Source organism: Hymenobacter sp. PAMC 26628, assembly GCF_001562275.1.
GTDB lineage: Bacteria > Bacteroidota > Bacteroidia > Cytophagales > Hymenobacteraceae > Hymenobacter.
In genome coordinates, this window is the sequence record NZ_CP014304.1 from 2,532,765 (window position 1) to 2,554,645 (window position 21,881).

Annotated in this window: 27 protein-coding genes and 1 tRNA gene; 16 read left to right on the forward strand and 12 right to left on the reverse strand. The window is 58.7% G+C overall.

The features are described from left to right. Positions 1-74: 74 nt before the first annotated feature. From AXW84_RS11080 to AXW84_RS11090, 3 genes are all read left to right on the forward strand, one after another. Positions 75-869 (forward strand): S1/P1 nuclease, encoded by a 795-nt coding sequence (locus AXW84_RS11080; RefSeq protein ID WP_071891213.1) that lies wholly within the window; start codon positions 75-77, stop codon positions 867-869. Between the two features lie 38 nt (positions 870-907). After that, entirely contained in the window at positions 908-1,615 is a 708-nt protein-coding gene (locus AXW84_RS11085) for an RsmE family RNA methyltransferase (protein ID WP_068232794.1), read from the forward strand. A 108-nt stretch (positions 1,616-1,723) separates the two neighbouring features. Next, positions 1,724-3,700 carry a glycoside hydrolase family 97 protein gene (locus AXW84_RS11090; protein ID WP_068232798.1) on the forward strand — a complete coding sequence of 659 codons (1,977 nt, stop codon included), beginning with the start codon at positions 1,724-1,726 and terminating at the stop codon, positions 3,698-3,700. On the opposite strand, the gene AXW84_RS11095 is transcribed toward AXW84_RS11090, so the two are convergent. Further along, on the reverse strand, positions 3,684-4,355 hold the full coding sequence (locus AXW84_RS11095; RefSeq protein WP_204248444.1) for a hypothetical protein: 672 nt from the start codon (positions 4,353-4,355) through the stop codon (positions 3,684-3,686). The two genes, AXW84_RS11090 and AXW84_RS11095, sit on opposite strands and share 17 nt — an antisense overlap. Before the next feature lie 116 nt (positions 4,356-4,471). Then, positions 4,472-5,059 (reverse strand): Crp/Fnr family transcriptional regulator, encoded by a 588-nt coding sequence (locus AXW84_RS11100; RefSeq protein WP_068232801.1) that lies wholly within the window; start codon positions 5,057-5,059, stop codon positions 4,472-4,474. A gap of 160 nt (positions 5,060-5,219) precedes the next feature. On the opposite strand from AXW84_RS11100, the gene AXW84_RS11105 reads away from it, so the two are divergent. Next, positions 5,220-5,891, forward strand: a complete 672-nt coding sequence (locus tag AXW84_RS11105; protein ID WP_082773834.1) for a DUF4159 domain-containing protein — start codon at positions 5,220-5,222, stop codon at positions 5,889-5,891. Between the two features lie 13 nt (positions 5,892-5,904). Here the strand turns inward: AXW84_RS11105 and AXW84_RS11110 are convergent, their stop codons facing one another. The 5 genes from AXW84_RS11110 to AXW84_RS11130 all read right to left on the reverse strand — a co-directional run bounded on the left by AXW84_RS11110 (position 5,905) and on the right by AXW84_RS11130 (position 9,903). Beyond that, positions 5,905-6,480 (reverse strand): hypothetical protein, encoded by a 576-nt coding sequence (locus AXW84_RS11110; RefSeq protein WP_068232811.1) that lies wholly within the window; start codon positions 6,478-6,480, stop codon positions 5,905-5,907. Between the two features lie 32 nt (positions 6,481-6,512). Beyond that, positions 6,513-7,085, reverse strand: a complete 573-nt coding sequence (locus tag AXW84_RS11115; protein ID WP_068232813.1) for a 1-acyl-sn-glycerol-3-phosphate acyltransferase — start codon at positions 7,083-7,085, stop codon at positions 6,513-6,515. Positions 7,086-7,136: 51 nt separating this feature from the next. After that, positions 7,137-7,931 carry a patatin-like phospholipase family protein gene (locus AXW84_RS11120; RefSeq protein WP_068239278.1) on the reverse strand — a complete coding sequence of 265 codons (795 nt, stop codon included), beginning with the start codon at positions 7,929-7,931 and terminating at the stop codon, positions 7,137-7,139. Positions 7,932-8,002: 71 nt separating this feature from the next. Continuing rightward, on the reverse strand, positions 8,003-8,851 hold the full coding sequence (locus tag AXW84_RS11125; RefSeq protein ID WP_068232815.1) for an MBL fold metallo-hydrolase: 849 nt from the start codon (positions 8,849-8,851) through the stop codon (positions 8,003-8,005). A 104-nt stretch (positions 8,852-8,955) separates the two neighbouring features. Then, a complete protein-coding gene (locus AXW84_RS11130; protein WP_068232817.1) occupies positions 8,956-9,903 on the reverse strand; it encodes an acetyl-CoA carboxylase carboxyltransferase subunit alpha in 948 nt (315 codons plus the stop codon). 270 nt (positions 9,904-10,173) lie between these two features. On the opposite strand from AXW84_RS11130, the gene AXW84_RS11135 reads away from it, so the two are divergent. The 3 genes from AXW84_RS11135 to AXW84_RS23255 all read left to right on the forward strand — a co-directional run bounded on the left by AXW84_RS11135 (position 10,174) and on the right by AXW84_RS23255 (position 12,207). Then, positions 10,174-10,247: transfer RNA gene (locus AXW84_RS11135), tRNA-Asp, on the forward strand. Positions 10,248-10,406: 159 nt separating this feature from the next. Beyond that, a complete protein-coding gene (locus AXW84_RS11140) occupies positions 10,407-11,723 on the forward strand; it encodes a site-specific integrase (protein WP_068232819.1) in 1,317 nt (438 codons plus the stop codon). Between the two features lie 316 nt (positions 11,724-12,039). Then, positions 12,040-12,207: a Fic family protein gene (locus tag AXW84_RS23255; RefSeq protein ID WP_236943305.1), complete on the forward strand. Its 168-nt coding sequence runs from the start codon at positions 12,040-12,042 to the stop codon at positions 12,205-12,207. A 293-nt stretch (positions 12,208-12,500) separates the two neighbouring features. On the opposite strand, the gene AXW84_RS11145 is transcribed toward AXW84_RS23255, so the two are convergent. Continuing rightward, the gene (locus AXW84_RS11145; RefSeq protein ID WP_236943306.1) at positions 12,501-12,758 is read right to left on the reverse strand and encodes a hypothetical protein; all 258 of its coding nucleotides are present in this window, start codon (positions 12,756-12,758) and stop codon (positions 12,501-12,503) included. Positions 12,759-13,590: 832 nt separating this feature from the next. Here AXW84_RS11145 and AXW84_RS11150 point away from each other — a divergent pair. From AXW84_RS11150 to AXW84_RS24835, 3 genes are all read left to right on the forward strand, one after another. After that, complete coding sequence (locus tag AXW84_RS11150; protein WP_068232825.1) at positions 13,591-14,091, forward strand: transcriptional regulator; 501 nt, start codon at positions 13,591-13,593, stop codon at positions 14,089-14,091. A gap of 4 nt (positions 14,092-14,095) precedes the next feature. Beyond that, positions 14,096-14,707, forward strand: coding sequence for an MltR family transcriptional regulator (locus AXW84_RS23260; RefSeq protein ID WP_082773835.1), 612 nt, complete (start codon positions 14,096-14,098; stop codon positions 14,705-14,707). Positions 14,708-14,817: 110 nt separating this feature from the next. After that, positions 14,818-15,006 carry a hypothetical protein gene (locus AXW84_RS24835; RefSeq protein WP_157886950.1) on the forward strand — a complete coding sequence of 63 codons (189 nt, stop codon included), beginning with the start codon at positions 14,818-14,820 and terminating at the stop codon, positions 15,004-15,006. A 153-nt stretch (positions 15,007-15,159) separates the two neighbouring features. On the opposite strand, the gene AXW84_RS11160 is transcribed toward AXW84_RS24835, so the two are convergent. Beyond that, on the reverse strand, positions 15,160-15,576 hold the full coding sequence (locus tag AXW84_RS11160; RefSeq protein ID WP_082773676.1) for a transposase family protein: 417 nt from the start codon (positions 15,574-15,576) through the stop codon (positions 15,160-15,162). 5 nt (positions 15,577-15,581) lie between these two features. Further along, the gene (locus AXW84_RS11165; RefSeq protein WP_068228700.1) at positions 15,582-16,055 is read right to left on the reverse strand and encodes a transposase family protein; all 474 of its coding nucleotides are present in this window, start codon (positions 16,053-16,055) and stop codon (positions 15,582-15,584) included. Here AXW84_RS11165 and AXW84_RS23265 point away from each other — a divergent pair. The 6 genes from AXW84_RS23265 to AXW84_RS11190 all read left to right on the forward strand — a co-directional run bounded on the left by AXW84_RS23265 (position 16,038) and on the right by AXW84_RS11190 (position 20,556). Further along, positions 16,038-16,766, forward strand: coding sequence for a sensor histidine kinase (locus AXW84_RS23265; RefSeq protein WP_071891221.1), 729 nt, complete (start codon positions 16,038-16,040; stop codon positions 16,764-16,766). The two genes, AXW84_RS11165 and AXW84_RS23265, sit on opposite strands and share 18 nt — an antisense overlap. Beyond that, positions 16,748-17,653 (forward strand): response regulator, encoded by a 906-nt coding sequence (locus tag AXW84_RS11170; protein WP_068232830.1) that lies wholly within the window; start codon positions 16,748-16,750, stop codon positions 17,651-17,653. The genes AXW84_RS23265 and AXW84_RS11170 overlap by 19 nt, the downstream gene beginning before the upstream one ends. Positions 17,654-18,126: 473 nt before the next feature. Continuing rightward, positions 18,127-18,306, forward strand: a complete 180-nt coding sequence (locus AXW84_RS11175) for a DUF3606 domain-containing protein (protein ID WP_068232832.1) — start codon at positions 18,127-18,129, stop codon at positions 18,304-18,306. Positions 18,307-18,373: 67 nt separating this feature from the next. Beyond that, positions 18,374-18,742 carry a hypothetical protein gene (locus tag AXW84_RS24840; RefSeq protein WP_157886952.1) on the forward strand — a complete coding sequence of 123 codons (369 nt, stop codon included), beginning with the start codon at positions 18,374-18,376 and terminating at the stop codon, positions 18,740-18,742. 204 nt (positions 18,743-18,946) lie between these two features. Beyond that, a complete protein-coding gene (locus AXW84_RS11185) occupies positions 18,947-19,954 on the forward strand; it encodes a PfkB family carbohydrate kinase (RefSeq protein ID WP_068232838.1) in 1,008 nt (335 codons plus the stop codon). Then, a complete protein-coding gene (locus AXW84_RS11190) occupies positions 19,951-20,556 on the forward strand; it encodes a 7-cyano-7-deazaguanine synthase (RefSeq protein WP_068232841.1) in 606 nt (201 codons plus the stop codon). Before AXW84_RS11185 ends, AXW84_RS11190 begins: the two co-directional genes overlap by 4 nt. A gap of 46 nt (positions 20,557-20,602) precedes the next feature. On the opposite strand, the gene AXW84_RS11195 is transcribed toward AXW84_RS11190, so the two are convergent. Next, positions 20,603-21,268 carry an IS630 family transposase gene (locus tag AXW84_RS11195; protein WP_082773621.1) on the reverse strand — a complete coding sequence of 222 codons (666 nt, stop codon included), beginning with the start codon at positions 21,266-21,268 and terminating at the stop codon, positions 20,603-20,605. Then, a complete protein-coding gene (locus AXW84_RS11200; RefSeq protein ID WP_068227630.1) occupies positions 21,259-21,726 on the reverse strand; it encodes a helix-turn-helix domain-containing protein in 468 nt (155 codons plus the stop codon). The genes AXW84_RS11195 and AXW84_RS11200 overlap by 10 nt, the downstream gene beginning before the upstream one ends. Positions 21,727-21,881 lie beyond the last annotated feature (155 nt).

Below are 21,881 nucleotides of genomic sequence, written 5' to 3' on the forward strand. Positions count from 1 at the left end.
CCCCTGGCCGCGGGCGCGGTCTATGGGCGTGCGCCGGGGCCCCGGCTGCGCTAATTTTGGGCTTTTCGCTTCTTATGATTCGTTTTCGTCTCCTACCGCTTCTCCTTTTAACCCTCGCACCCGCCCGCCTTTGGGCCTGGGGCGTGGAAGGCCACCGCGCCGTGGGCCGTTTGGCCGAGCACCACCTTACCAGCCAAGCGCGCCGCGCGGTGCACGAGTTGCTGGGCACCGAAACCGTGACGCTGGTGAGCACCTGGGCCGACGAAATCCTGTACCCGTCCGTGCCCGAGTTCAAGGGCACCAATGCGTGGCACTACGTGAACAGCCCCGCTGGCCTCGGCCACGACCAGTACGTGCAGGACCTGAAGGCCCAAACCACCCCCAACGCCTACCGCGCGCTGCTCGACAACCTGGCCATCCTGAAGGACAAGTCCAAGCCCAAGGCCGACCGGGCGGTGGCCCTGAAGTTCGTCATCCACCTCGTGGGCGACGTGCACCAGCCCCTGCACGCCGGCCGCCTCGAAGACAAGGGCGGCAACGCCATCAAGCTGACCTACCACGGCAAGGAAACCAACCTGCACAGCCTCTGGGACAGCGGCCTGCTGGATTACCAGGGCCTGAGCTACTCCGAAATGGGCCAGCAGTACGACGACGTGCCCAAGGCCCAGCAGCGCCAATGGCAGCGCGACGACGTGGCCCAGTGGCTGTGGGAATCGTACCAGCTCAGCGAGCAGATTTACGCCGAAGCCGCCCAAAACCCCACTGGCTTCGACTACCGCTACTACCCCGAGCACGGGCCTCAGGTGCAGCGGCGCATCCAGCAAGCCGGCCTGCGCCTAGCCGCCGTGCTGAACGAGGCGTTGAAATAGCGCGCCGGGGCCCCCGGTTTGGCCGACCTTTGCGCCCCATGCTGACCTGCTACGCCCCCGACCTGCGCCCCGGCCAACCGGCCTATACCCTCTCCGAAGAAGAAAGCAAGCACGCCGTGCGCGTGCTGCGCCTGGGCCCCGGTGCCCCCGTGGCCCTCGTGGACGGCCGCGGGGGCCGCTACCAAGCGGTGGTGGCCGACGCCAACCCCAAGCGCTGCCAGCTGCGCCTCACTGCCCACGAAGCCGTGCCGCCCCGCCCCTACCTCACCCACGTGGCCGTGGCCCCCACCAAAAACCTCGACCGCCTGGAGTGGTTCGTCGAAAAGGCCGTGGAGGTGGGCGTGGACCGCATTTCCTTCCTGCGCTGCGCCCGCTCCGAGCGCCGCGAGCTGAAGCTGGAGCGCCTCGAAAAAATCGCCGTCAGCGCCCTCAAGCAGTCGGGCCAAGCGTGGCTGCCGCAGCTTGACGAACTGACGGATTTTGCGCCTTTTGTGGCCGCCGCCGAGGCCGCCACCACCTTCATTGCGCACCTGGAAGCAGGCGAGCGCACGGCCCTGGCGCAGGTGGCCGCCGCGGGCACCGGCTGCTGCGTGCTCATTGGGCCGGAAGGCGACTTTACCCCGGAGGAAATTGCGCTGGCGCTCGGCCGCGGCATTCGGCCCGTGACGCTGGGGGCCTCCCGGCTGCGCACCGAAACGGCGGCGCTGGCAGCGGTTTTCACGGCGCACATCGCCCGGGAAATCTAACCGCCCCATTCGCCGGAATTTAAGCCGAACTTAGGGCCTGCAACGGCCTGCGCCGCGCCGGGGCCGTGCCCCGGCTCCGTGCTGCCACCCGGTCCCCGTATCCCGCCCATGCGTCTGATAACAAGCTTTTTAATTGGCTGGCTGCTGTGCAGCGGGGCCGCCCAGGCGCAACGCGCCGTCCGGCTAAAATCGCCCGATGGGCAGCTGGTTTTTACCTTTCGCCTCACGCCCCGGGCCCCGGTGTATCAAGTCAGCCTGGCGGGCCAGCCGGTCGTGGCCGAATCGGCGCTGGGCTTGGTATTCAAGGAAGGCGGGCCCTTTTCGGCGGGCCTCAAACTGCTGAGCGCTAGGCCCTCCCAAACCGACGAAACCTACGCGCTGCCCGTGGGCAAGAACAGCCGGGTGCGCAACCACTACCGCCAGGTGGTGCTGGCCTTGCAAGAAAAAGCCGGGGCCCGGCGGCAAGTGAACGTGGTGGTGCGGGCGTTCGACGACGGCTTGGCGTTCCGCTACGAATTTCCGGCGCAGAAAAACTGGGCGTCCTACGTCCTCACCGAGGAAAACTCAACCTTCAACCTGGCCGGCAACCCCACGGTGCTCACGCTGTTCCGGGAAAATTACACCACCTCGCACGAGGGCCTGTACAGCCGCCTGCCGCTGGCTAAAATCCAGGCAGACACGCTGATGGACCTGCCGACGCTGTTCGAGCTGCCGGGCCGCGCCTACCTGGCCATTACCGAAGCGGCCGTGCGCGACTACGCCACCCTGTATTTGGCCAAGCACGACGGCGTACTCACGAGCCGCCTCTCGCCGCTGCCGGGCCAAACCGACGTAAAGGTCGTGGCCGCGCTGCCGCACCGCAGCCCGTGGCGCGTGCTGCTGCTGGGCCGCCGGGTAGAAACGCTGCTGGAATCGAACATCGTTGCCAGCCTCAACGAGCCCCCGGCCATTCAGGACTTTAGCTGGCTCCGGCCGGGCCTCAGCACCTTTCACTGGTGGAACGGCGACGTGGTGCCCGACACCACCTTCAGCCCGGGCCTGAACTTTGAGACCAACAAGTACTACATTGACTTCTGCGCCCGCCACGGGCTGGCCTACCACAGCGTCATCGGCTACGGCGGTGTGGCTTGGTACGTGAACGACGGCATCAGCTACGCCCCGGGGCCCCATTCCGACGTAACGCGCCCGGTGCCGAGCCTCGACATGCAGCAGGTTTGCGACTACGCCAAGAGCAAGGGCGTGGGCATTCGCGTGTGGGTGCACTGGCAGCCGTTCTACGCGCAGCTCGACAAGGCCCTGGCGCAGTTTGAGGCCTGGGGCGTGCAGGGCATGATGGTCGATTTCATGGACCGCGACGACCAGCAGATGGTGAACATGCAGGAGGAAATGCTGCGCAAGGCGGCCCAGCACCACCTGCACATCCAGTTCCACGGGGCCGCCAAGCCCACCGGCCTGGCCCGCACCTACCCCAACGAGTTCACCCGCGAGGGCACCCTCAACTACGAAAACAACAAGTGGGCGGGGCCCATGCTGCCCGACCACGACCTGAACATGCCCTTCACCCGGGGCCTGGCCGGGCCCACCGACTACCACCTCGGCGGCTTCCGGGCCGTGCCCTTGGCCCAGTTCAAGCCCCAGCAAACCCGGCCCCTGATGGTGGGCACCCGCTGCCACATGCTGGCCATGTACGTGGTGCTGGAAAGCCCGCTGGGCCTGGTGTGCGACTACCCCGCGGCCTACGAAAACCAGCCCGGTTTCGAGTTCATCACGGCCCTGCCCACGGTGTGGGACGAAACCCGCGTGCCGCAAGCCGCCGTGGGCCAGTACGCCTGCTTCGCCCGCCGCCGGGGCCCCGACTGGTACGTGGGCACCATCAACAGCAGCGAAGCCCGCACCCTGGCCCTCAAGCTGGATTTCCTACCCGCTGGCGAGTACGAGGCTACTTTATTTGGCGACGCGCCGGACGTGGCCACCGACCCCAACCACCTGGTGAAGCAAACCCGCCGGGTGCGCCGCAGCGACGTGGTGGAGCTGAACCTGGCGGCCGGCGGCGGGCAGGTGATGGTGCTCAGAAAGCAGCGGTAATCAGGGACTTCGGCGCTACCAACTGCCGGATGGTAGCCAAATGCGCCAGCAGCACCAAGGGCACCGCGCACCCGGGCAGGAACACGAACGGGAAGTGCAGAATGGCCACATTAGGCTGCTCGAAGGCAAACCGTTGGATGGGCGAAGGTGCCGACAGCACGGCGGTTACCACAATGTTGAGGAGCGAGCCGAGGCAAACGACGTTCCACGCCAGAAGCCCCCGGGGCCCCAGGCGCTTGGCCACGAAGGCGAGGTAGTACACAATGGGCGCCGTCAGGCCCGCCAGCACGTCCCAGTTGGGCCCCTCAAACGTCATCAGCTGCGGCACGGCTTTGTGCAGAAACAGGCCCGGCAGCACCAGCTCCACGGGCACGCGCACCACGTGCAGCAGCGTGAGCGTTTCGAGGCGCAGCCCGTCGAGGAACCGCCGGCCGCCGGCGGTGGCAAACAGCCCGGCAATGGCCAGCAGCGGGGGCCCCAGCAGCAGGGCCAGCCGCGGCTGCCCGGCCGCGGTGTTGGCATAAAAGCCGCTGCGCGCCACCGCGCCTTGCAGCAGCAGCAGCCACGCCAGCACCACCAGCAACGACCGCTGGGAACGGCGCGTGGCCCGGTAAAACAGCCAGACCGCGAGGCCGGTAGTCAGGCCAAAGGCCACGCCGAGGGAGAAGGCACGTTTTCCATTGCAGCGGTTGGGTAGGAGAATGACGCTGCAAAGGAACCGGGCGGCCCGGGGCCCCCGCTTGCCAAATGGCAAGAAAAGAAGGGCCCTGGTTATTTCTTGGCGGGGCCCTTGCGGATGCGGCTCAGCGAGGTGTCGGTGGTGCTCAGGTAGGAGGCGATGTGCTTGAGCGGCGCGTGCTGCGCAATTTCGGGGTGGGCGCGGATCAGGTGCTCGTAGCGGGCGGCAGCCGGCTCGGTAATGGCGGCCAGCATCCGGTCTTTGAGGGCCGCAAAGCCGCCCACGAGCACGCCCCGCCCAAACTCCCGGAACTCGCTGCGCGCGTGAAAAAGGGCGTTCAGCTGCTGGAAGCTCAGGCCCCAGCCCGCGCAATCGGTCAGGGCCTGGATGGACTCGCGGGCGGGCGGGCGGTTAAAAAACGACGCCACCTCGAACACAACCTGCCCGCCAGTGTAAAACCCGGTCGTGACGTCGTTGCCGTCCGGGTCGTGCACAAAGGCCCGCAGCAGCCCGTGGTCGAGGAAAAGATAATCGTCGCTGATGCGGCCGGCTTGCAGCAGAAACTGGTGCTTTTCCAGCGTTCTGGGCGTGAAGTGCGCCGCGATTTCCACAGCTTGCGGAGGCGCGATTGTGCCCGTGCTTTGCAAGAAGGAGAGTAGGTTGGCGTTGGTCGGGTCCACTGCTGGCCGGGGCGGGAAGAAACCCCGGGCGCAAAATACCGCCGCGCGGCGGCGCGGGACCCCAGGGCCCTGCACCAGCGATTCTGGCCATTTCCCCGAACTTTCGGGCCCGGTGCCGCCTTTGCAATCCATTCGGGCCCGCTTTCCTTCCTGCGCTACTATGCTGAAACACCTGCTCCTCGCTGCTGCCCTGCTCCTCACCGCCACGGCCGCCGCGCCGGCGCCGGGGGCCCCCAGCTTCCGCATCGCCAAGCTGCACTACGGCGGCGGGGGCGACTGGTACGCCAACAAAACCAGCCTGCCGAACCTCATCAGCTTCTGCAACCAGGCGCTGCACACCAACATCGCGCCCGACGAGGCCACCGTGGAGCTGGATTCGCCGGAGCTGCTCGACTACCCGTTTGTGCATATGACGGGCCACGGCAACGTGAGCTTTACGGCCGCCGAGGCCCAGAACCTGCGGCGCTACCTCATCGGCGGCGGCTTCCTGCACATCGACGACAACTACGGACTCGACAAGTTCATCCGGCCCGAGATGAAGAAAGTCTTTCCCGAACTGGAATTCGTGGAGCTGCCCTACTCCCACCCCATTTACCACCAGAAATACCCGTTTCCGCACGGCCTGCCCAAGGTGCACGAGCACGATGGCAAACGCGCCCAGGGCTTTGGCCTCGTGTACAAAGGCCGTCTGGTGTGCTTCTACAGCTTCGAGTGCGACCTGGGCAACGGCTGGGAAGACGTGGGCACCTACCCCGAAGACCCGCCCGCCGTGCACGACGCGGCCCTGCGCATGGGCGCCAACCTGGTGAGCTACGCCCTCACGCAGGACTAATTAGGGCCCCGGTTCACCAAATCCGCCGGTTCAGAATTTCGCTGAGCACGAAGGCCGCGCGCACGTTGGCGGGCTGAGCCAGGAGGCGGCGCACGGCGGTGCCAGTGCTTTCGGCAGCCGGCGCGGGCGCAAACGGCCGGTAGGTAGCATCGGGCTGGGCCGTCACCACGGCGCGGGGCAGGTTGGCCCCGCGTTGCACCACGGGCGTGGCCGGGCTGAGGGGCCGGGCCGTGGCCGGCGCTTCCAGCGAGGTGAGGCGGCGCAGCGGGCGGCGCGGGTGGCGCTCCTGCGGGCGGGCTACGGGCATGGGCCGGCTGCCCAGCGTACTGGGGCGGGCCGCTGGGCCGGCGGGCGCGGGCAGAAACTGGCCGGTGGCGGGAGCCGCGGGGGCCCCGGGGTCAGCGGCGTTGCGGGCCTGCATCTGCTTCAGCAGCTCCTGAAACGAGGCGGTGGGCAAGGCGGGCACGGCTGGCGTGCGGGGCCGCTCGCGGGACTCCTGGGCGGCGGTGGCGCGCATTTTCTGCACCATGCGGTACACGAAGGCCCCGAGGCCCAGCGCAATCCAGAGCAGCGTTTGCGCCTTTTCCATGCGCTAAAGGTAGCGGCGGGGCCCCGAATTAATCAGCGCACGCCCTGGGCAGGGAAGCGGCCGGTTTTGGTGCGGTAGAAGGCCTTGATTTTTTCCTCGTCGGCGGCGTAATCACCGCTCGGGTACACGGCCGGGCCAATGCCGGCTTCCTTGTTTTTGTAGTCCAAATAGCCCAGCCGGATGGGCACGTGCGCGGCCGAAGCGGCGAAGTAATAGCCTTTGCGCCAGCGCGGCTGGTACTTGCGGGTGCCCTCGGGGGTGATAAGAATCACCAGCTCGTCGTGGGCGTTGAAGAGCTCGGCCATGCCCTCCACGAGGCTGTTGTTCTTGGTGCGGTCCACGGCCAGGCCACCCACCGAGCGCACCAGTCCCCCGAGCAGCCAGTGGTCGGTCCACTCCTTTTTCACGGTGAAGCGCACGTCCACGTCCATCAGGTAAAACGCAGCGCGGGCGTAAATCAGGTCCCAGTTGCTGGTGTGGGGCGCCGCAATCATCATGCTTTTCTTGATGTCGGGGTTGGCCAGCTGGCCCAGTTTCCAGCCCGATACCCAGAACACGAATTTGGCGATGTAGAACCAGACGGTAGAGGTTTTGCGGGCGGGCATTGGCTAAAACAAGGGGGTGGGTGGGAACGCAAAGGTAAAGCGCGGGCCCCCTCAGGCCAGCAGGGCGCGCAGCTCGGCCGCCCGGCCCAGGGTGTAGCGGTGGCCCACCTCAAACAGCTCGGCGCCCTTGCGGTAATCGAGCGGGCGGTAGTGGCGCAGCTCGGGCGGCTCGAGCAGCAGGGCGCACTGGGCCTTGCGGGCGCTGGTATTGGCGTTGATGGCCAGCTGCAACGTGCGCTCCACCAGCCGGCGCAGCGTAGGAATGTGGGCCGCCCGGTTGAGGGGGTTACAGTGCACGCCCACCACCGGGGCCCCGCCGGAGAGCAGCGGCTCGACGGGCAAATTGTTGAGCAGGCCCCCATCCACGAGCTGGCGGCCCTGGTACTCCACGGCCCGGTACACGATGGGCACCGCCGACGAGGCCAGCAGCGCCGGCAGCAGCGGCCCCGCGCTGAAGTAGACCGACTCGCCCGCCATCAAGTCGGTGGCGACCAGCGTGAGGGGCAGCCGCAACTCCTCGAACTGCACGTGGGGCCCCAAATGGCTGGCCATCAGGGCTTCCACCGCATCGAGCCCCAGCAGCCCCAGCCGGCTGAACACCGGCCGCGTGAGCCGGGCCACGTTGGTGCCGAGCAGCAGCCGCAAAATCTCGCGCGGCGGAAAGCCGGCCGCGTAAAACGCCCCCGCAATGCCCCCCGAGCTGACGCCCGCCAGCCGCCCCACCGGCAGGCCCAGCTCGTCGAGGGCGGCCAGTACGCCCAGGTGCGCAATTCCCCGCGCCCCGCCGCCCGACAGGGCCAGGGCCAGCGCGGGGGTTGGAGAAGCGGCGGCGGCGGGGTACGGCATGGCGGGCGCTAACGAAGCAAAGAGAAACCGGTAAAAATCAGGGCCCCGGCGGGCCGGCACGGGGGCCCTGCTTACCCCAAATCGGCCACCCGCAGGCGCTCGGCCAGGCCCACGCCGCGGTCGGTGGCCTGCACGGTGCAGGCCTCGGTGAGGTGGTCGTGCTGGAGCAGCAGCACCCAGTTTTCGGCGGCGGCACGGGCCAGCACGGCTTCTTTTTCGGCCAGCGTCACCAGCGGGCGCATGTCGTAGCCCATTACGTAGGGCAGCGGCAAATGGGCCGCGCTGGGCAGCAAATCGGACATAAACGCCAGCGTGCGCCCCTTGTATTCCACCACGGGCACCATCAATTTCTCGGTGTGCCCGTCGGCAAACAGCAGCTCGCGGAACGGCAGCCCGGGGGGCACCCCGGTGGCGGGGTCGATAAAGCGCAGCTGGCCGCTTTCCTGGAGCGGCAGGATGTTTTCGGCCAGGAAGCTGGCTTTTTCGCGCGGGTTGGGGTGGGTGGCCCAGTCCCAATGCGCCTGGTTGCTCCAGTACGTGGCGTTGGGGAAGGCCGGCGCCAGGGCCCCGTCGGGCCGGCGCACCACCGCCCCGCCCACGTGGTCGAAGTGCAAATGCGTTAGAAACACGTCCGTGATGTCGGCCCGCGCAAAGCCCAAGGCCCCCAGCGACTGGTCGAGCACGCCGGCAGGCTGGTAATCGACGCGGCTGAAAAACTTCGCGTCCTGCTTGTCGCCCAGGCCCGTGTCGATGAGCGTCAGGCGGTTCCCTTCTTCGATAAGCAACGAGCGCATGGCCCAGGTGCACAGGTTGTTGGCATCGGCGGGGTAAACTTTCTGCCACATCGACTTGGGCACCACCCCGAACATGGCGCCGCCATCGAGCTTGAACAAACCGGTATCAACTGCGTGAATCTGCATGGTAAAAAGCGAAGTAGTGGGTGGGAACGCACGGCAAGAAACGAAAGAGCCCGTTTGGAAGCCGCAACTGCTCCCAAACGGGCCTTTTGGTACTCGCCAATTATTTATTCCACCACCACGCCCATGGCCGAAAACTTGTCGATGCGCTGCGAAATGCGCTCGGCCGCGGGCACGGCGGCCAGTTCCTTGATCGTTTTGAGCAACGTCTTTTTCAGCGTCGCAATCATGGCGTCCGGGTCGGTGTGGGCCCCACCCAGCGGCTCCTTCACGATGCCGTCCACCAAGCCGGCCTTCTGCATATCGGTCGCCGTGAGCTTGAGCGCCTCGGCGGCCTGCTCCTTGTAGTCCCACGAGCGCCACAAAATGCTGCTGCACGACTCGGGTGAAATCACCGAGTACCAGGTGTTTTCCAGCATCAGCACCCGGTCGCCGATGGCAATGCCCAGGGCCCCACCGCTGGCCCCCTCGCCAATAATGACGCAGATAACCGGCACCTTCAGCATGAACATCTCCTTGAGGTTGCGGGCAATGGCCTCGCCCTGCCCCCGCTCCTCGGCCTCCAGGCCCGGAAAGGCGCCGGGCGTGTCAATCAGCGTCACGATGGGCACGTTGAATTTTTCGGCCAGCTTCATCAGGCGCAGGGCCTTGCGGTAGCCCTCGGGGTTGGGCATGCCGAAGTTGCGAAACTGGCGCTGCTTGGTATTGTGGCCCTTTTGCTGCCCGATGAACATCACCGGCTGCCCATCTATTTCGCCGAAGCCGCCCACCATGGCCTTGTCGTCGGCCACAGTGCGGTCGCCGTGCAGCTCCACAAATTTCTGGGCCATCCCATCTATGTAGTCTAGGGTGTAGGGCCGCTCGGGGTGGCGCGAGAGCTGCACCCGCTGCCAACGCGTGAGGTTAGCGTAAGTTTCTTTCTTGAGGTTTTTGATTTTGGCCTCCAATGCCGTCACGGCATTGGTCACGTCCACGTCGCTATCGGCGGCCAGACGCTGCATTTCCTGGAGCTTGCCCTCAAGGGCAGCGATGGGTTGTTCAAAATCGAGTAGCATTGCGGGCACGGCTGGTGGAAGAAGCGAGTTGATACGTTGGCAGACGGCCCCGGGGCCCATCCAACTCCGCCAAAAAAGCGGTTGGCAAAGGTAAATCATCCGCCGTTGGCGCGCCCACCAAAAAACAATGAGCCTGAAAAACAACAGACAAGCTCCAAAACCAGGTGCCGTAAGGAGAAAAAATGCCTCCCATCTTGCAAACGCCCATTTTCTTACCCTACCTTTGTATCACCAAAACGGAAAAACACACGGTTTTTCAGTTCGGTAAACGGTTTGGTAGTTCAGTTGGTTAGAATGCCGCCCTGTCACGGCGGAGGTCGCGGGTTCGAGTCCCGTCCAGACCGCAACCGTTCGTAACGGAAACCCCTAAAAGTCGCTCCCCTGGTAACAGAAGCGGTTTTTAGGGGTTTTTTGCTTTTGGACGATTTGGCATTTGTACCCCGATTTGGCTGGATTTGGCTCCCAATTGCGCTCCCAATTGCACCCCCCAAACCAACCGTTTTATGCTGACCATTCAGTTTGACCGCCGGGCCGACCGCCCGGATGCCGCGGGGCGCTGCCCCATCCATTTACGGGCGTACTTCGACGGGCTGCGGCTGCGCGTGGCCACCCGGGAAAAGTGCCTTAGCACCGAGTGGAACGCCGAGAAAGGCAAATTCAAGAAGCCCTTTCCGGGCTTGACCGAGGCCAACGAGTACCTGGAAATGCTGACCGAAAGGATGCAGGCGCGGTACCGGCAGTTGCGTTCGGCGGGGGCGGCGGTAACGGTTGAGGCGCTAAAAGCGGCACTCGCTCCGCCGGCAGCGGCGGCGCCCAAAGCGGAGGAGCCGGCCCCAATTATGCTGACGGACCTTTACGCTGACTACCAGGCGGCCCTGAAGGCGCGGGGCAACCTGGCGCAGTCGCTGGTGTCGGTGGCCACCACCCTCACCCACCTGAACGGGTTTGAAAAGGTGCTCAGGCGCCAGCTGCTGCTCAGCGATTACGACCTGGCCCTGCACGACAAGTTTTTGGCCTACCTGCGCGAAAAAAAGAAGCTGGGGCAGAACACGGTGTGCAAAACGGTGAAGCACTTGAAGGCCTTTCTGCGCTACGTGCGCGAAGACCGACGCATGCCAGTGGCCGTAGAAGCACGGGAGATGAAGATCCGCTGGGCCGAGGTGGAGAAGGTGTACCTGAGCGCCGCCGAACTGGCTTTGCTGGAAAAAGCCCTGCTGCCCTCTGCACTGGTGGCGACTCGGGACGCGTTCCTGTTCTGCTGCTACACCGGGCTGCGGCACTCGGACTTGACGGAGCTCAGCCAAGCCAACGTGCAAACCTGGGACGGCAGCCGCATCCTGCGGCTAACGCAGACCAAAACGCGCACGGCGGTCAGCATTTACCTCACGCCCCCGGCGGCGGCTTTGCTGGACAAGTACGACGGGACGCGGGCCCACTTGCTGCCGGCGACGTCGAACCAGGTGATGAACCGCAACCTGAAGCGCATCGCGCAACTGGCCGGGCTGCGGGACCTGGTGGAAGTGGTGACCATTGAGGAAGGCAAGGTGGTGAAGCGGCAGCAGCCCAAGCACGAGCTGGTGAGCATGCACACGGCGCGGCACACGTTCGCGGTGCTCTCGCTGATGCGGGGGCTGCCGGTGGCGGTGCTGCAGAAGGTGCTGGGCCACGCCAAGATTCAAACCACGATGCTCTACGCCAAGATAGTGGAGGATTTTCAGCACCAGGAGATGCGGCGGATTTGGGAGTTTGGGGGCGCGGCGGCGCCGGGTGGGGCCCCGGCGGCCAACCCGGTTTGCGTAATTGAGGCAGCGGTGGCGTAAACACGCACCCAAAACGGAAAGGCTCGGCTTGGCAACGGCCAACGCCGGGCTTTTTACTTGGGTACCCCACGCAGGAGGTCGGCCGGCACAGGTTGGGCCGGCCCTTTGGGGCCCAAGTCGCAGCCAACCTTAAAGCAGCTACCCTTGAATCAGCCTTGTTTTGAAGGTAGGACGTTATTTGGGGGTAATTTTGAGGCCAGGTTGGGGAGCTAACCTTTAATTCGACTTGTTTTGATGCCAATGCCGTGGTTATTCGCCAGGGCGGCAGCGGCCCCCGCGCGGGCAAGGCCATCTACACGCCGCCCGGGGCGCGGGCGTGGCGGAAGCCAAGCTCGACAACTTGGTGGCGTTCCTCAACGACGACGAGGCCTATCCGCTGCACCCGCTGCTGAAGATGGCCATCGGGCACTACCAATTCGAAGCTATTCACCCGTTCCAGGAATCTAAGCGCACCACTTGCCCAATCAAATGCTCGAGCGCGTAAGCGGCTCGGCCAACGGTACTGGTCGCGGCGCGCTGGACAGTTAAAGTGTTCATTATTCTTGAGTGTTCATAAATAGTGAACGCTCAAGAATAATGAACACTCAGGCAGAAGGCAAAGGAATAGCGCATGGAACCAGGGCGCGACACCTGGACGTGGACTTGAGCAGCACCGCGACTTACAAGACCGAATCGAAGCACTGTACCTTTTTTAAGGGACTGCAAGCACAGCGGCGACACCCGAGAATTTCCGAACCAAGTCGGCACCGCTGAGTACATCAAACGGAATTTGGCCGACTATCCTTTGTTAAACTCGCCGATGTGCCACAAGATGCCAGAGGGGTCGATGACGAAACCCTCCTTGCCCCAGGCCTCCTGCCGAATAGGCATAATTCGTACGCCCTCGTACTTACTGGGCAAGTCCAGCGCCGCTAGTTCCGCCCAATGCTGCTCCACGTCCGCAACTTCCAAAAACAGCATGGTGTTGTCAACCCAGTCTTGCACGTAGGCATCCTGCAGGTAAAAGCCTACGCTCAGTAGCGAGAAGTACGACATAACTGGTGAAAGAACCACTTCGGTGAAACCGAAAGCGCGGTAAAAACGGCGCGAAACGGCGAAGTCTTTGGCTCCGATAAAGGGACGGATAGAAAGGGGTTGTGAGGGCATGTTGTCAGAAGGTGAGGAAGATTCTTGCGGAATGGGGCCAGCATTGCGGGGTAAAATAGGCTTCTTGGCCAACTAGTCGTTGAGGCAGGGGCGGGCAAGGACGTTCTGGCTACCTACTGTCCACGCAGCTCGACCGCCTTAGGCGCGCAGGGCCCCCACGTGCCGGTAGGTGTTCAGGAGCACGCCCGTGGCCGTGGCCTGCGTGCTGACGAGCGCGAGCTCGCGCGGGGCGGCCCGGTCCAAGAAGAAGCGCTTGCCGAAACCAGGCGTTTTTGGCCAGCTGCTGCACCTGAGCTAGGCTGCTCACCCGCATCCAGGTGAAGGCCATACCCTGGGTGCGGCTCCAGAAGTGGCAGCGGGCCTCGGCCGCCGTGGCGTGCAGTAGCAGCTGAAACACCTGCCCCCCGGCCCCGGCCCCCCGGCCCCGGCCCAGCGGCCCCGGCCCAGCGGCCCCGGCCCAGCGGGCCTCTACCGTGGCGCCCGCGGCCCCGGCCGGGCCGCATTCTACCTGCTGAAAGCCGGTGCGGGCCAGCCAGGCGGCTACGGGGACCACCAGGTCCCGGCAATCCGCCGGTAAGCCGTAGGGAGCAGAAGCTTCCATCGTGTTTGCGTGACTTCGCGGCAGGCTTCGTTACTTGCCGCAGTGGTCGTACAAACATACAAGTATAAGCTCTATTGAGCTATCATAATTGTGCTTAAAAAATGAGTTTGTAAACACAAAATGGCGCAAACCAATATTAATGAGAGACTAAAATTTCTGATTGAAGCTCTCGGCATGAGTGCTAGAGCATTCAGCGCAGCAATAGGCTCAGGAGACACTAATACCCGCAACTATCTTGATAGAGGCTCAAAGCCAGGAGCAGACTATCTGGAGAAGATCATGCGCCGATTTGAGACCGTCAATTCGGCGTGGCTGATCACAGGTGATGGCGAGCCTTTCCTACCTGGGGCCCCAGCACCAGGTACGCTCACTCAAACCCAGAAAAAAAATCGGCAAAGCCAAAAGGGCAGCCAGGGGAACTTCATCCAGACCAACCATGGGGTCATCAGCTACAGCATCGCGGACTGCGAGAAGGAACGCGATACATACAAAGCCAGCGTCGAGAGCTATAAGAAGGAAGTAGAGCTACTGCGCGAGCAGCTGGCCATGAAGGATACCGTGATAGCAGCTAAAGACCAGACCATCGATTTGCTTAAGGAGAAAGCAGGCCGATCAAATTAATTCTATGAAAAAGCCCCTATCAGAAGCATTAATAGATAAAATGACTATTGTATTCAGCACTAGGGACGAGCTGAATAAAGAATCAGATAGGGGCTGCTGTTTAATGGCAGCAGCTTTTCTTGATGAAGAACTTCGTGATCTACTTGCTATTAAATTAGTAGGCTCTAAAAAGTCGCTCGATCAACTATTCGAGTTCAATGGCCCACTCGGCTCTTTCTCCGCAAGAATTAAAATGTGCTTCGCCCTAGGCCTTATCAGCGAACTGGCATTGCATGATTTAGAGATTATTAGAAAGATAAGAAATGAATTTGGGCATAAGCATAAGCCAATAAGTTTTAATACTCCTGAATTCAAGGCTAGGATTGATAATCTAAAGGGCCATCTATATGAGCCTAATAAAGCTGAACCGAAGCATATTTTTATTAATTGTGTAGTGGGCATCTTGGCTCAAATTCACGGTTCTGGCTTCACTATCAAAAAGTTTGTAGAACAAAAAGCTCCGCCCGTGCCTAGCGCCGAACTAAAAAAGCGCGTGGAAGAATCACCTACCGAAACAGCTTTTGAAATGATTGAGCAGCTTATTGAGAAAATAGCTAAGAGCTCCGGCAAGGAATAGAATTTCTTGCCGGAGCTCTTAGCTATTTTCTAGTTACTAAATGAGAAGCTACGCCCATGATAAACAATATCGTGGGCATCCGTCTACTTTTCACGTTTATAGACCAGACCATGAAGAATTTTATCGAAGTTCCTACTTCAGATGGAAAACGACTGATAAATACAAATGCCATTGTGCAAGTGCGTACCAGGGAAGACGGCACTACACACATTCGGTTAAATCAAGGTTCCGAATCCAGCTTTGTTGTAGCAAATTTGGATTACGCAAGCGTGGTAGAACTAATTGCGCAAGCACAGTAATTATAACCGTGCGAATTAATGGCTCGAAAACCTTCCCTCCCCACTAAAAAACCGCTTACTATTGCTCAGCTGAGTGTAAAAATTCAGCGGCTTGGCGAAACCATCGAGAAGAATAGATTAGCTAACGATATAAAATACAAATCATTAGAATTTTTATTGTTTGATTATCAATGCGTTGTTAAGGCTTTTAAAATTAGCTAAGCCTGCACACAATTGAAAAACCTCTTCCAATTTCACTTTTTTTCTCATTCTGTTCTCCTGGCGCAGGATAAAAAAGGATTTCATCTTCGCAAGTGCATTTTCTACGGCTACCCGTTCACGAGCAAGTAGGCGATTTATCGCTCGCTGCCAAGCGTTAATCGGGTTATTTTTGCTAGCCTTAAACGGAATGAAAATGCGTTCACTTATGCCCAGATTCTTAATTCCCTGAAAGCCTAGGTCAACATGAAGTGTATAGTTTTTTAAGCAAATACCGGCTAGCATATCTTTTAAAATGGCAAAATCCTGTTGCCTGCCGCTATAGCCCTTACTGATTAATTTTATTTGTCGGTCTAGGGTGCTAAGTAGCAGAAACTTTAGGGTGTGAAGTTTTTTTTACCGCTATAGTGCTCTCGTTGAATTTCTTGATTAGCAGCTCGTTCAATTGGTATTTCGGTCACATCAATCACTAAGTCTTCTATGCCCGCGAAATACTCGTCGAATGCCCGCTGATTGGCAAAAATTGCTTGACTAGCCGGCATTACTTGGTGCAAAGCAGCTTTTAAACAGGGTTTAAGTAGCTCCAAATACTGACTCACCGCATACTCAGAGATGTTAAAATAAACGCCCATATTTAACAAAGTTGGATACGCTTTTAAATAGTGCAGAATAAAAAATAAAGCCTCTTTTTTATCCGTAAGCACCGGCTTCTTGCCCGCGTGCAACAAGGTCTTTTTAGGGGTATAATATAACTCGAACGCAACAGCAAGTTTTTCGAATTCGGAAAGCGTTAACCCAGTAGTTGCTTTATATTGACGGTCTGTGCGAGTGTGATGATAAATACTAGGCATTTATTTTATACGCAAAATATTGATAAACAGTTAATAAAAACCTTATTAGAGAATTTCACAACCTTGCTCACGGCTTTTGCGAGTCACGACATTAAAAATGCCATCCACAACATGGACGGTGTAGTATCGCAATTAAGTGTTGACACCATCACTGAGGATGAAATATTACTCATAAGAGAATGTGCCAACCGGCTGAGAGATTCATTGGATGAGTTTACCAACATTGGTCTTCCGCAAGACACCAATGTTATTGAGCCTTTTGAAATTGTCCGGCTCATGTCTTCGATAAGTATTTTACACAGACATGACCTGAAATACGAAAACATACACTACAAAGTAGTGTACTTGCTTGATAAATCGACCGTAATTAGCCAGAATTTCCATTGGCTTGTGCAGTCTCTTAATAACATAGTTATTAATTCTAAGATTGCTCTACGCAACACCCAAGACAAAAAGATTCAGATTACACTATCTTGCGATGACAATTCGGTAACTATTCTGATTAGCGATAATGGCATTGGAATACCTCCCGAGAATAAGCCAAAAGTATTTACAGCTTACTTTACTACCACAGGTGGTAGCGGGATAGGATTAGCTCACGTAGCAAACGTCATGAAGCAAATCAACGGCAAGGTTGAATTAACCGAAGAAGCTGGTTTTACTACAACCGTCAAGTTAAATTTCCCCTTAAAATGCGACACTCCATCTTAGTCATCGACGACGAAGCGATAGGCGCAAAAAACCTAGCCAAAGCTTTCGAAACAGAACGCCCCAGCTTCAAGGTTGTTACTGCGTCCACTGAAAAGGACATCGAATACCAAATAGAGAACTTCTATTTCACGGTGGCCATTGTCGATTTGCGAATGGATAATTTCAATCGAAACGGCATCGACTTTATCAAACAGATTATAGAAAGTAATCCGTTTGCAAAAGTCATTATTATGAGTGCTTTCCTGCCTGAATTCTCAAGTGAAGTAGCACAAATATTTGCTTCGGGTCGCGTGATTGACGTTATTCCAAAAGGAGCGTTCGATACCTTTAAAAAGCGTATTCTTGCAACGACGGATAAAGCGGTTCAAGATTATGAATCTAATCCTTCGTTGACACAGAAGACATTAAATGATTTGTATGCAGAAGCAAAAAACGAAAGTGACGCTTATGCAAAAGGAATAAAATTTGAGCACTTCGTATCTCTGCTATTTTCTCAAATTGGATTTCCACACATAACTAAAAGGTTTATAGATAGAAGTCAGAATGAGGTGGATTTAATGATTCGCAACGAAATTCAAGACAACTTTTTTTCAAAATTTAAGCAATATATTTTAGTTGAATGCAAAAATACTGCAGGCCCTATTGACAAAAATCAAATCATTCAGTTTGTCTCTAAGGTGGAACATGCTGCCGGCCTTTGCAACTTAGGTATTGTTATTACGGCAAGTTCATTCAAGAGAACCTCTTTGGATGAAATGATACGCTATTCTAACAAGGCATTTAAGATAATATTTTTAACAAATAGGGAGATAGCCAAGCTTATCTACTCCAATGATATTACGGAGGAGTTTAAAACTATTATCGACATGCAAGTGAAGGATAACTAAATGCAATACTCCATAATAAAAAAGCGCCCCTACCGGTACCGATAGGGGCGCTTTTTTATTGTTTTTTAACCGAATGCTATAAATATAAAATCCTGTGTAACAACAGATTTGGTACAGCACTATTAGCGACCGTGCATAAAAAAAGATGCTCGTATATACGAAACAAGTATATTGCTGCCTGCCAGTCACCCCTGGCACTGACCGCTGCTACATCCTTTCCCACCCATTGTACTCCATGGCTATAATAAGCTATTGATAGTCTGTGCGCTCCACTGCGCGCCAACTGCAACTGCCGCTTGGGATTTCATGCCCTGCCGTTTTGGCTAGTGGTCAGCCTATGTCTGCGCATTCGGACTATTAGAGACGTTGGGGCGTCTCACTATGCACTCTTCTACCGCTCGCTAAAACGCTGTACTCAACACGTGTGAGGTTGCGACACGCACTTCGCGACCATTTCTTCCTTTCCATTTTTTATGTCAGATGATCGCACCAATCGGGGACCCGCCGATAGAAGCCGGATAAATGTCAACGAGGACTACGAAGTCCGCTATTGGTGCAAGGAATTCGGCTGCACCGAAGCCCAGCTTCGCGCAGCGGTAAAAGCCGTTGGCGTGATGGCAGATAAGGTGCGCCAGTACCTCAACACCCACTAATTCCCAGGCAGCACTCCCACTGGCACCAACTGGTGGGACTGTTTTAATACATCTCAATCTAAGTACAATGTTTAGCAGTCCTAATTATAGCGGAAGTGGCAACGATGGCGGTGGTGGTGGCGGCGGTGGCGGCGGTGGCGGCGGTGGCGGCGGTGGCGGCGGTGGCGATGCAAATGCCTGCGTCTTGATTTACTTGACCAAATCACTGAACTCTCCCAACCCTGCTGTTATCGCAACTTTATTGGTCAACGACGAACTACTGGTAATTGCCCGGGGCAGTGCCTTGGAGATTCAAACTGCTGCCGGCGCGGTTTGTGGCACCATTATCTCGGATGTGGTAAGCGTCATTGATTGCATCAACCAGGGCTTCAGCTATGTAGCAGTGGTTAAAAGCATCAGCGCGGGCAAGTGCACCGTTGACATTCGCCATCAATAATCCCCCACCTCATGCTCACAATCGTAGGAGGCACTTACCGGGAGATCTGCCACGAGCCGGCCTGGAACGAGCTATACGGCTCAGGATTGCGGGCGGCAGTAGCGCTGTCCCGCGCTATCCGATGGTATCCAATACCACACCTTCATTGGCCAGGACGAACGGCGCGAGCTGGAAGCAAAAGCGGGTGCATCGGGGGTGGCGGTGATGGCGACGGCCATCACCGCCACCGTGCGCTTCGTGTATAACCACCCACTGGCCGTGCCCAATATCTACCCCTCCATTGAGAAGCTTTTTACCCACAAGCCTACGCTTAGGATAACGGACGAAAACATCTTGGTTTACGGGATACTAGAGGGCGATAGTGTGGTCCACGGCGATTACGTGGTCTACGACCCGCAGTCGCCTAACAACCCCTTACCATTCAACCATAACGGGTCAACGGCGAAGCATTTGGCTCTCATTTTGAACAGTTGGGAGGGCCGCCAGCTGACGAAGCTTCAGCACGTTGATGACATAGGCGAATACTTACTGGCCCATGGCGTCGAAGTGGTGGTCATTAAGCAAGGTTCAGCGGGGGCCACCGTTTTTACTGCCAGTGGCCGGACCCACGTGCCAGCTTACCAAACCAGCAGCGTCTGGCCAATTGGTTCAGGCGACATCTTCTCCGCCGTCTTTGCCCATTATTGGATCGAGCGGAAGAGCAGCCCGGCAGAAGCGGCCAACAACGCCTCATTAGCTACGGCCTTCTACTGTCAAACCCAGGCACTACCCATCCCCAAAAACGCGGGAGATATTCAGGCTCTAGGCTTAAATCCATTACCCACGACAGGCCATATCCGCAAAAACATCTATCTGGCTGGCCCCTTTTTCACGATGGCTGAGAGGTGGCTAATCAATGAAAGTCGGCAAGCGTTACGCCAGACGGGCAACGATGTTTTCTCTCCCTTGCACGACGTAGGGCACGGGATGGCCGATGAGGTGGTTCCGCTGGATTTAAAAGCCCTGGACGATTGCGACGTTGTTTTTGCTATTGTCGATGGCCTCGACTCGGGAACCCTATTCGAGGTTGGTTATGCGCGCGCCAAAGGCAAGCCGGTCGTGGCTTTCGTGCAAAACGAAGTTCCTGAAAACTTAAAAATGCTCGCGGGTTCAGACTGCATTATCCGCGATGACTTCTCGACGGCCGTTTATACCATCAACTGGCTGCCATGAAGCGCGCCATACTGCTGTCGGGAGGCATTGATTCCATTGCCTTATCTTACTGGCTACGACCAGACCTGGCGTTTACCATCGACTACGGCCAGCTGCCCTATCAAGGAGAAGTACGGGCGGCTGAGCAGATTGCCAAGCACCTCGAGATAACGCACGAACTACTGAAGGTAGATTGTGGGGCTATCGGCTCCGGGGACCTATCGGGCAAAGCACCAGACCCACAGGCGCCGGCTTCGGAGTGGTGGCCATACCGCAATCAGTTGCTACTCACAATCTGTGCGTCAAAAGCCATTACGATGGGCGCCACAGAAATTATGATTGGCACAGTCGCTAGCGACGGCTTTCACAAAGACGGCACGCCGCGCTTTATAGAGCTGATGAACGAGGCTTTCTCCTACCAAGAAGGCAACTTGCAAATAAGTGCGCCAGCCATCACCATGACCTCTGCTGAGTTGGTAAGAGCGTCGCAAATTCCGGAGGAGTTGTTATTTTGGGCGCACTCTTGCCACAAAGCCGACTATGCTTGCGGCAATTGCCGGGGGTGCAACAAGTACCGAAACGTCATGCACGAACTCTATGGGACTTCTTTCACTACCGGCTGATCCACGGCTGCGAGTAATACCCAAACCAGTTACTAGTAGGTCAAATCTAGCCGGTTGTCGGGTACAACCGTTTGAGTTTGATGCGGGCCTTCTCGGTTGTAAACTGCCAGTTGGTGGGTGCCCCCAGTTGGTTGCGCGCTAGTTGCCAAGCGTAGCAGTGCGCTTCCAGCGTCGGCCGGTCGGGCACGCGCTGCGGCAGGCCGTGGGTGAGCAGGGCGGCAAACTCGATTTCAGCCATGTTGAGCCACGAGCCATGCTTGGGGGTGAACACAAATTCCACGCGCTGCAACAGGGCGTGCGCCCGTACCGGGTCAAAAATCTCGTAAAAAGCGGCGGGCTGGTGCGCCGACAAATTGTCGAGCACCAGCGTCACGCGCGTCGCTTGGGCGTAGTCCTCCTCCAGCAGGCGGGCTACCGCCCGGGCAAACGTGAGTCGGTCATGGCGGTCTTCGACCTGCACCCGGCGGCGACCGGCCAGCGGCTCGTGCAGCATATACACCTGGGCCACGCCCTGGCGGTGGTACTCGCAGTCGTAGCGGGTGCTGCCATCGGGCAGCGGGAGTGGCACGCGGCTTTCGCGTAGTAATTGCTTGGGCGACTCATCCAGGCACACGACTGGCTGGGCTGGGTCGTACGGGCGTTGGTAGACGTCAAGCACCCGTTCCATGGCGCAGACGAAGGCCGCGTTCTGAGCGGGTGGAATCACCCACATCTGTCGCTTCCAGGGCTGTAACGCATTTTTTTTAGTACCCGCCCCACCATCGCCGGGCTGGCCTCGGGCAGCACCTGCAGCGTGACCAGGTGAGCGGCCAACAAGCGCAATGTCCAGTGGGCGTACCCTTCGGGCGGGGTGGAGCAGGCCGCCGCGGCCAGGTGCGCCTCCACCTCCCCGGTGTACTTACTGGCCGGCCACTGCTGGCGGGGCTGCCCCAGCAGGGCGGCCTCCACGCCCGCCTCGCAGGCGCGTTGGCGCAGGCGCTCCAGGGTGCGCGTACTCACGCCGTAGGCTTGGCTAGTCTGGGTGTCGCTCCAGTTCAAGCCGTTTGTAGCTACGGCCAACAGGCACTGAGCCCGCACAAGCCGGGCGCTGGCCACGCGCCGCTGCTGCACGAGTTCCGTTAGCGAGGCCTGTTCTTCGGCCCTCAGCGCTAAGACATAATACTTCGCCATTTGTCAGGTCATTTTACCCGACAAGATACTAGATTTATCCTACTAGTAGCATCCTCTACAAAACAGCTGGCAAGTATTACTTACCCAAGCCGGAGATCAAAGCAAATAAATCCTTTTTCAAGGTGCTGGCTGCGCGGGCCTCCAGACGCAGTTTT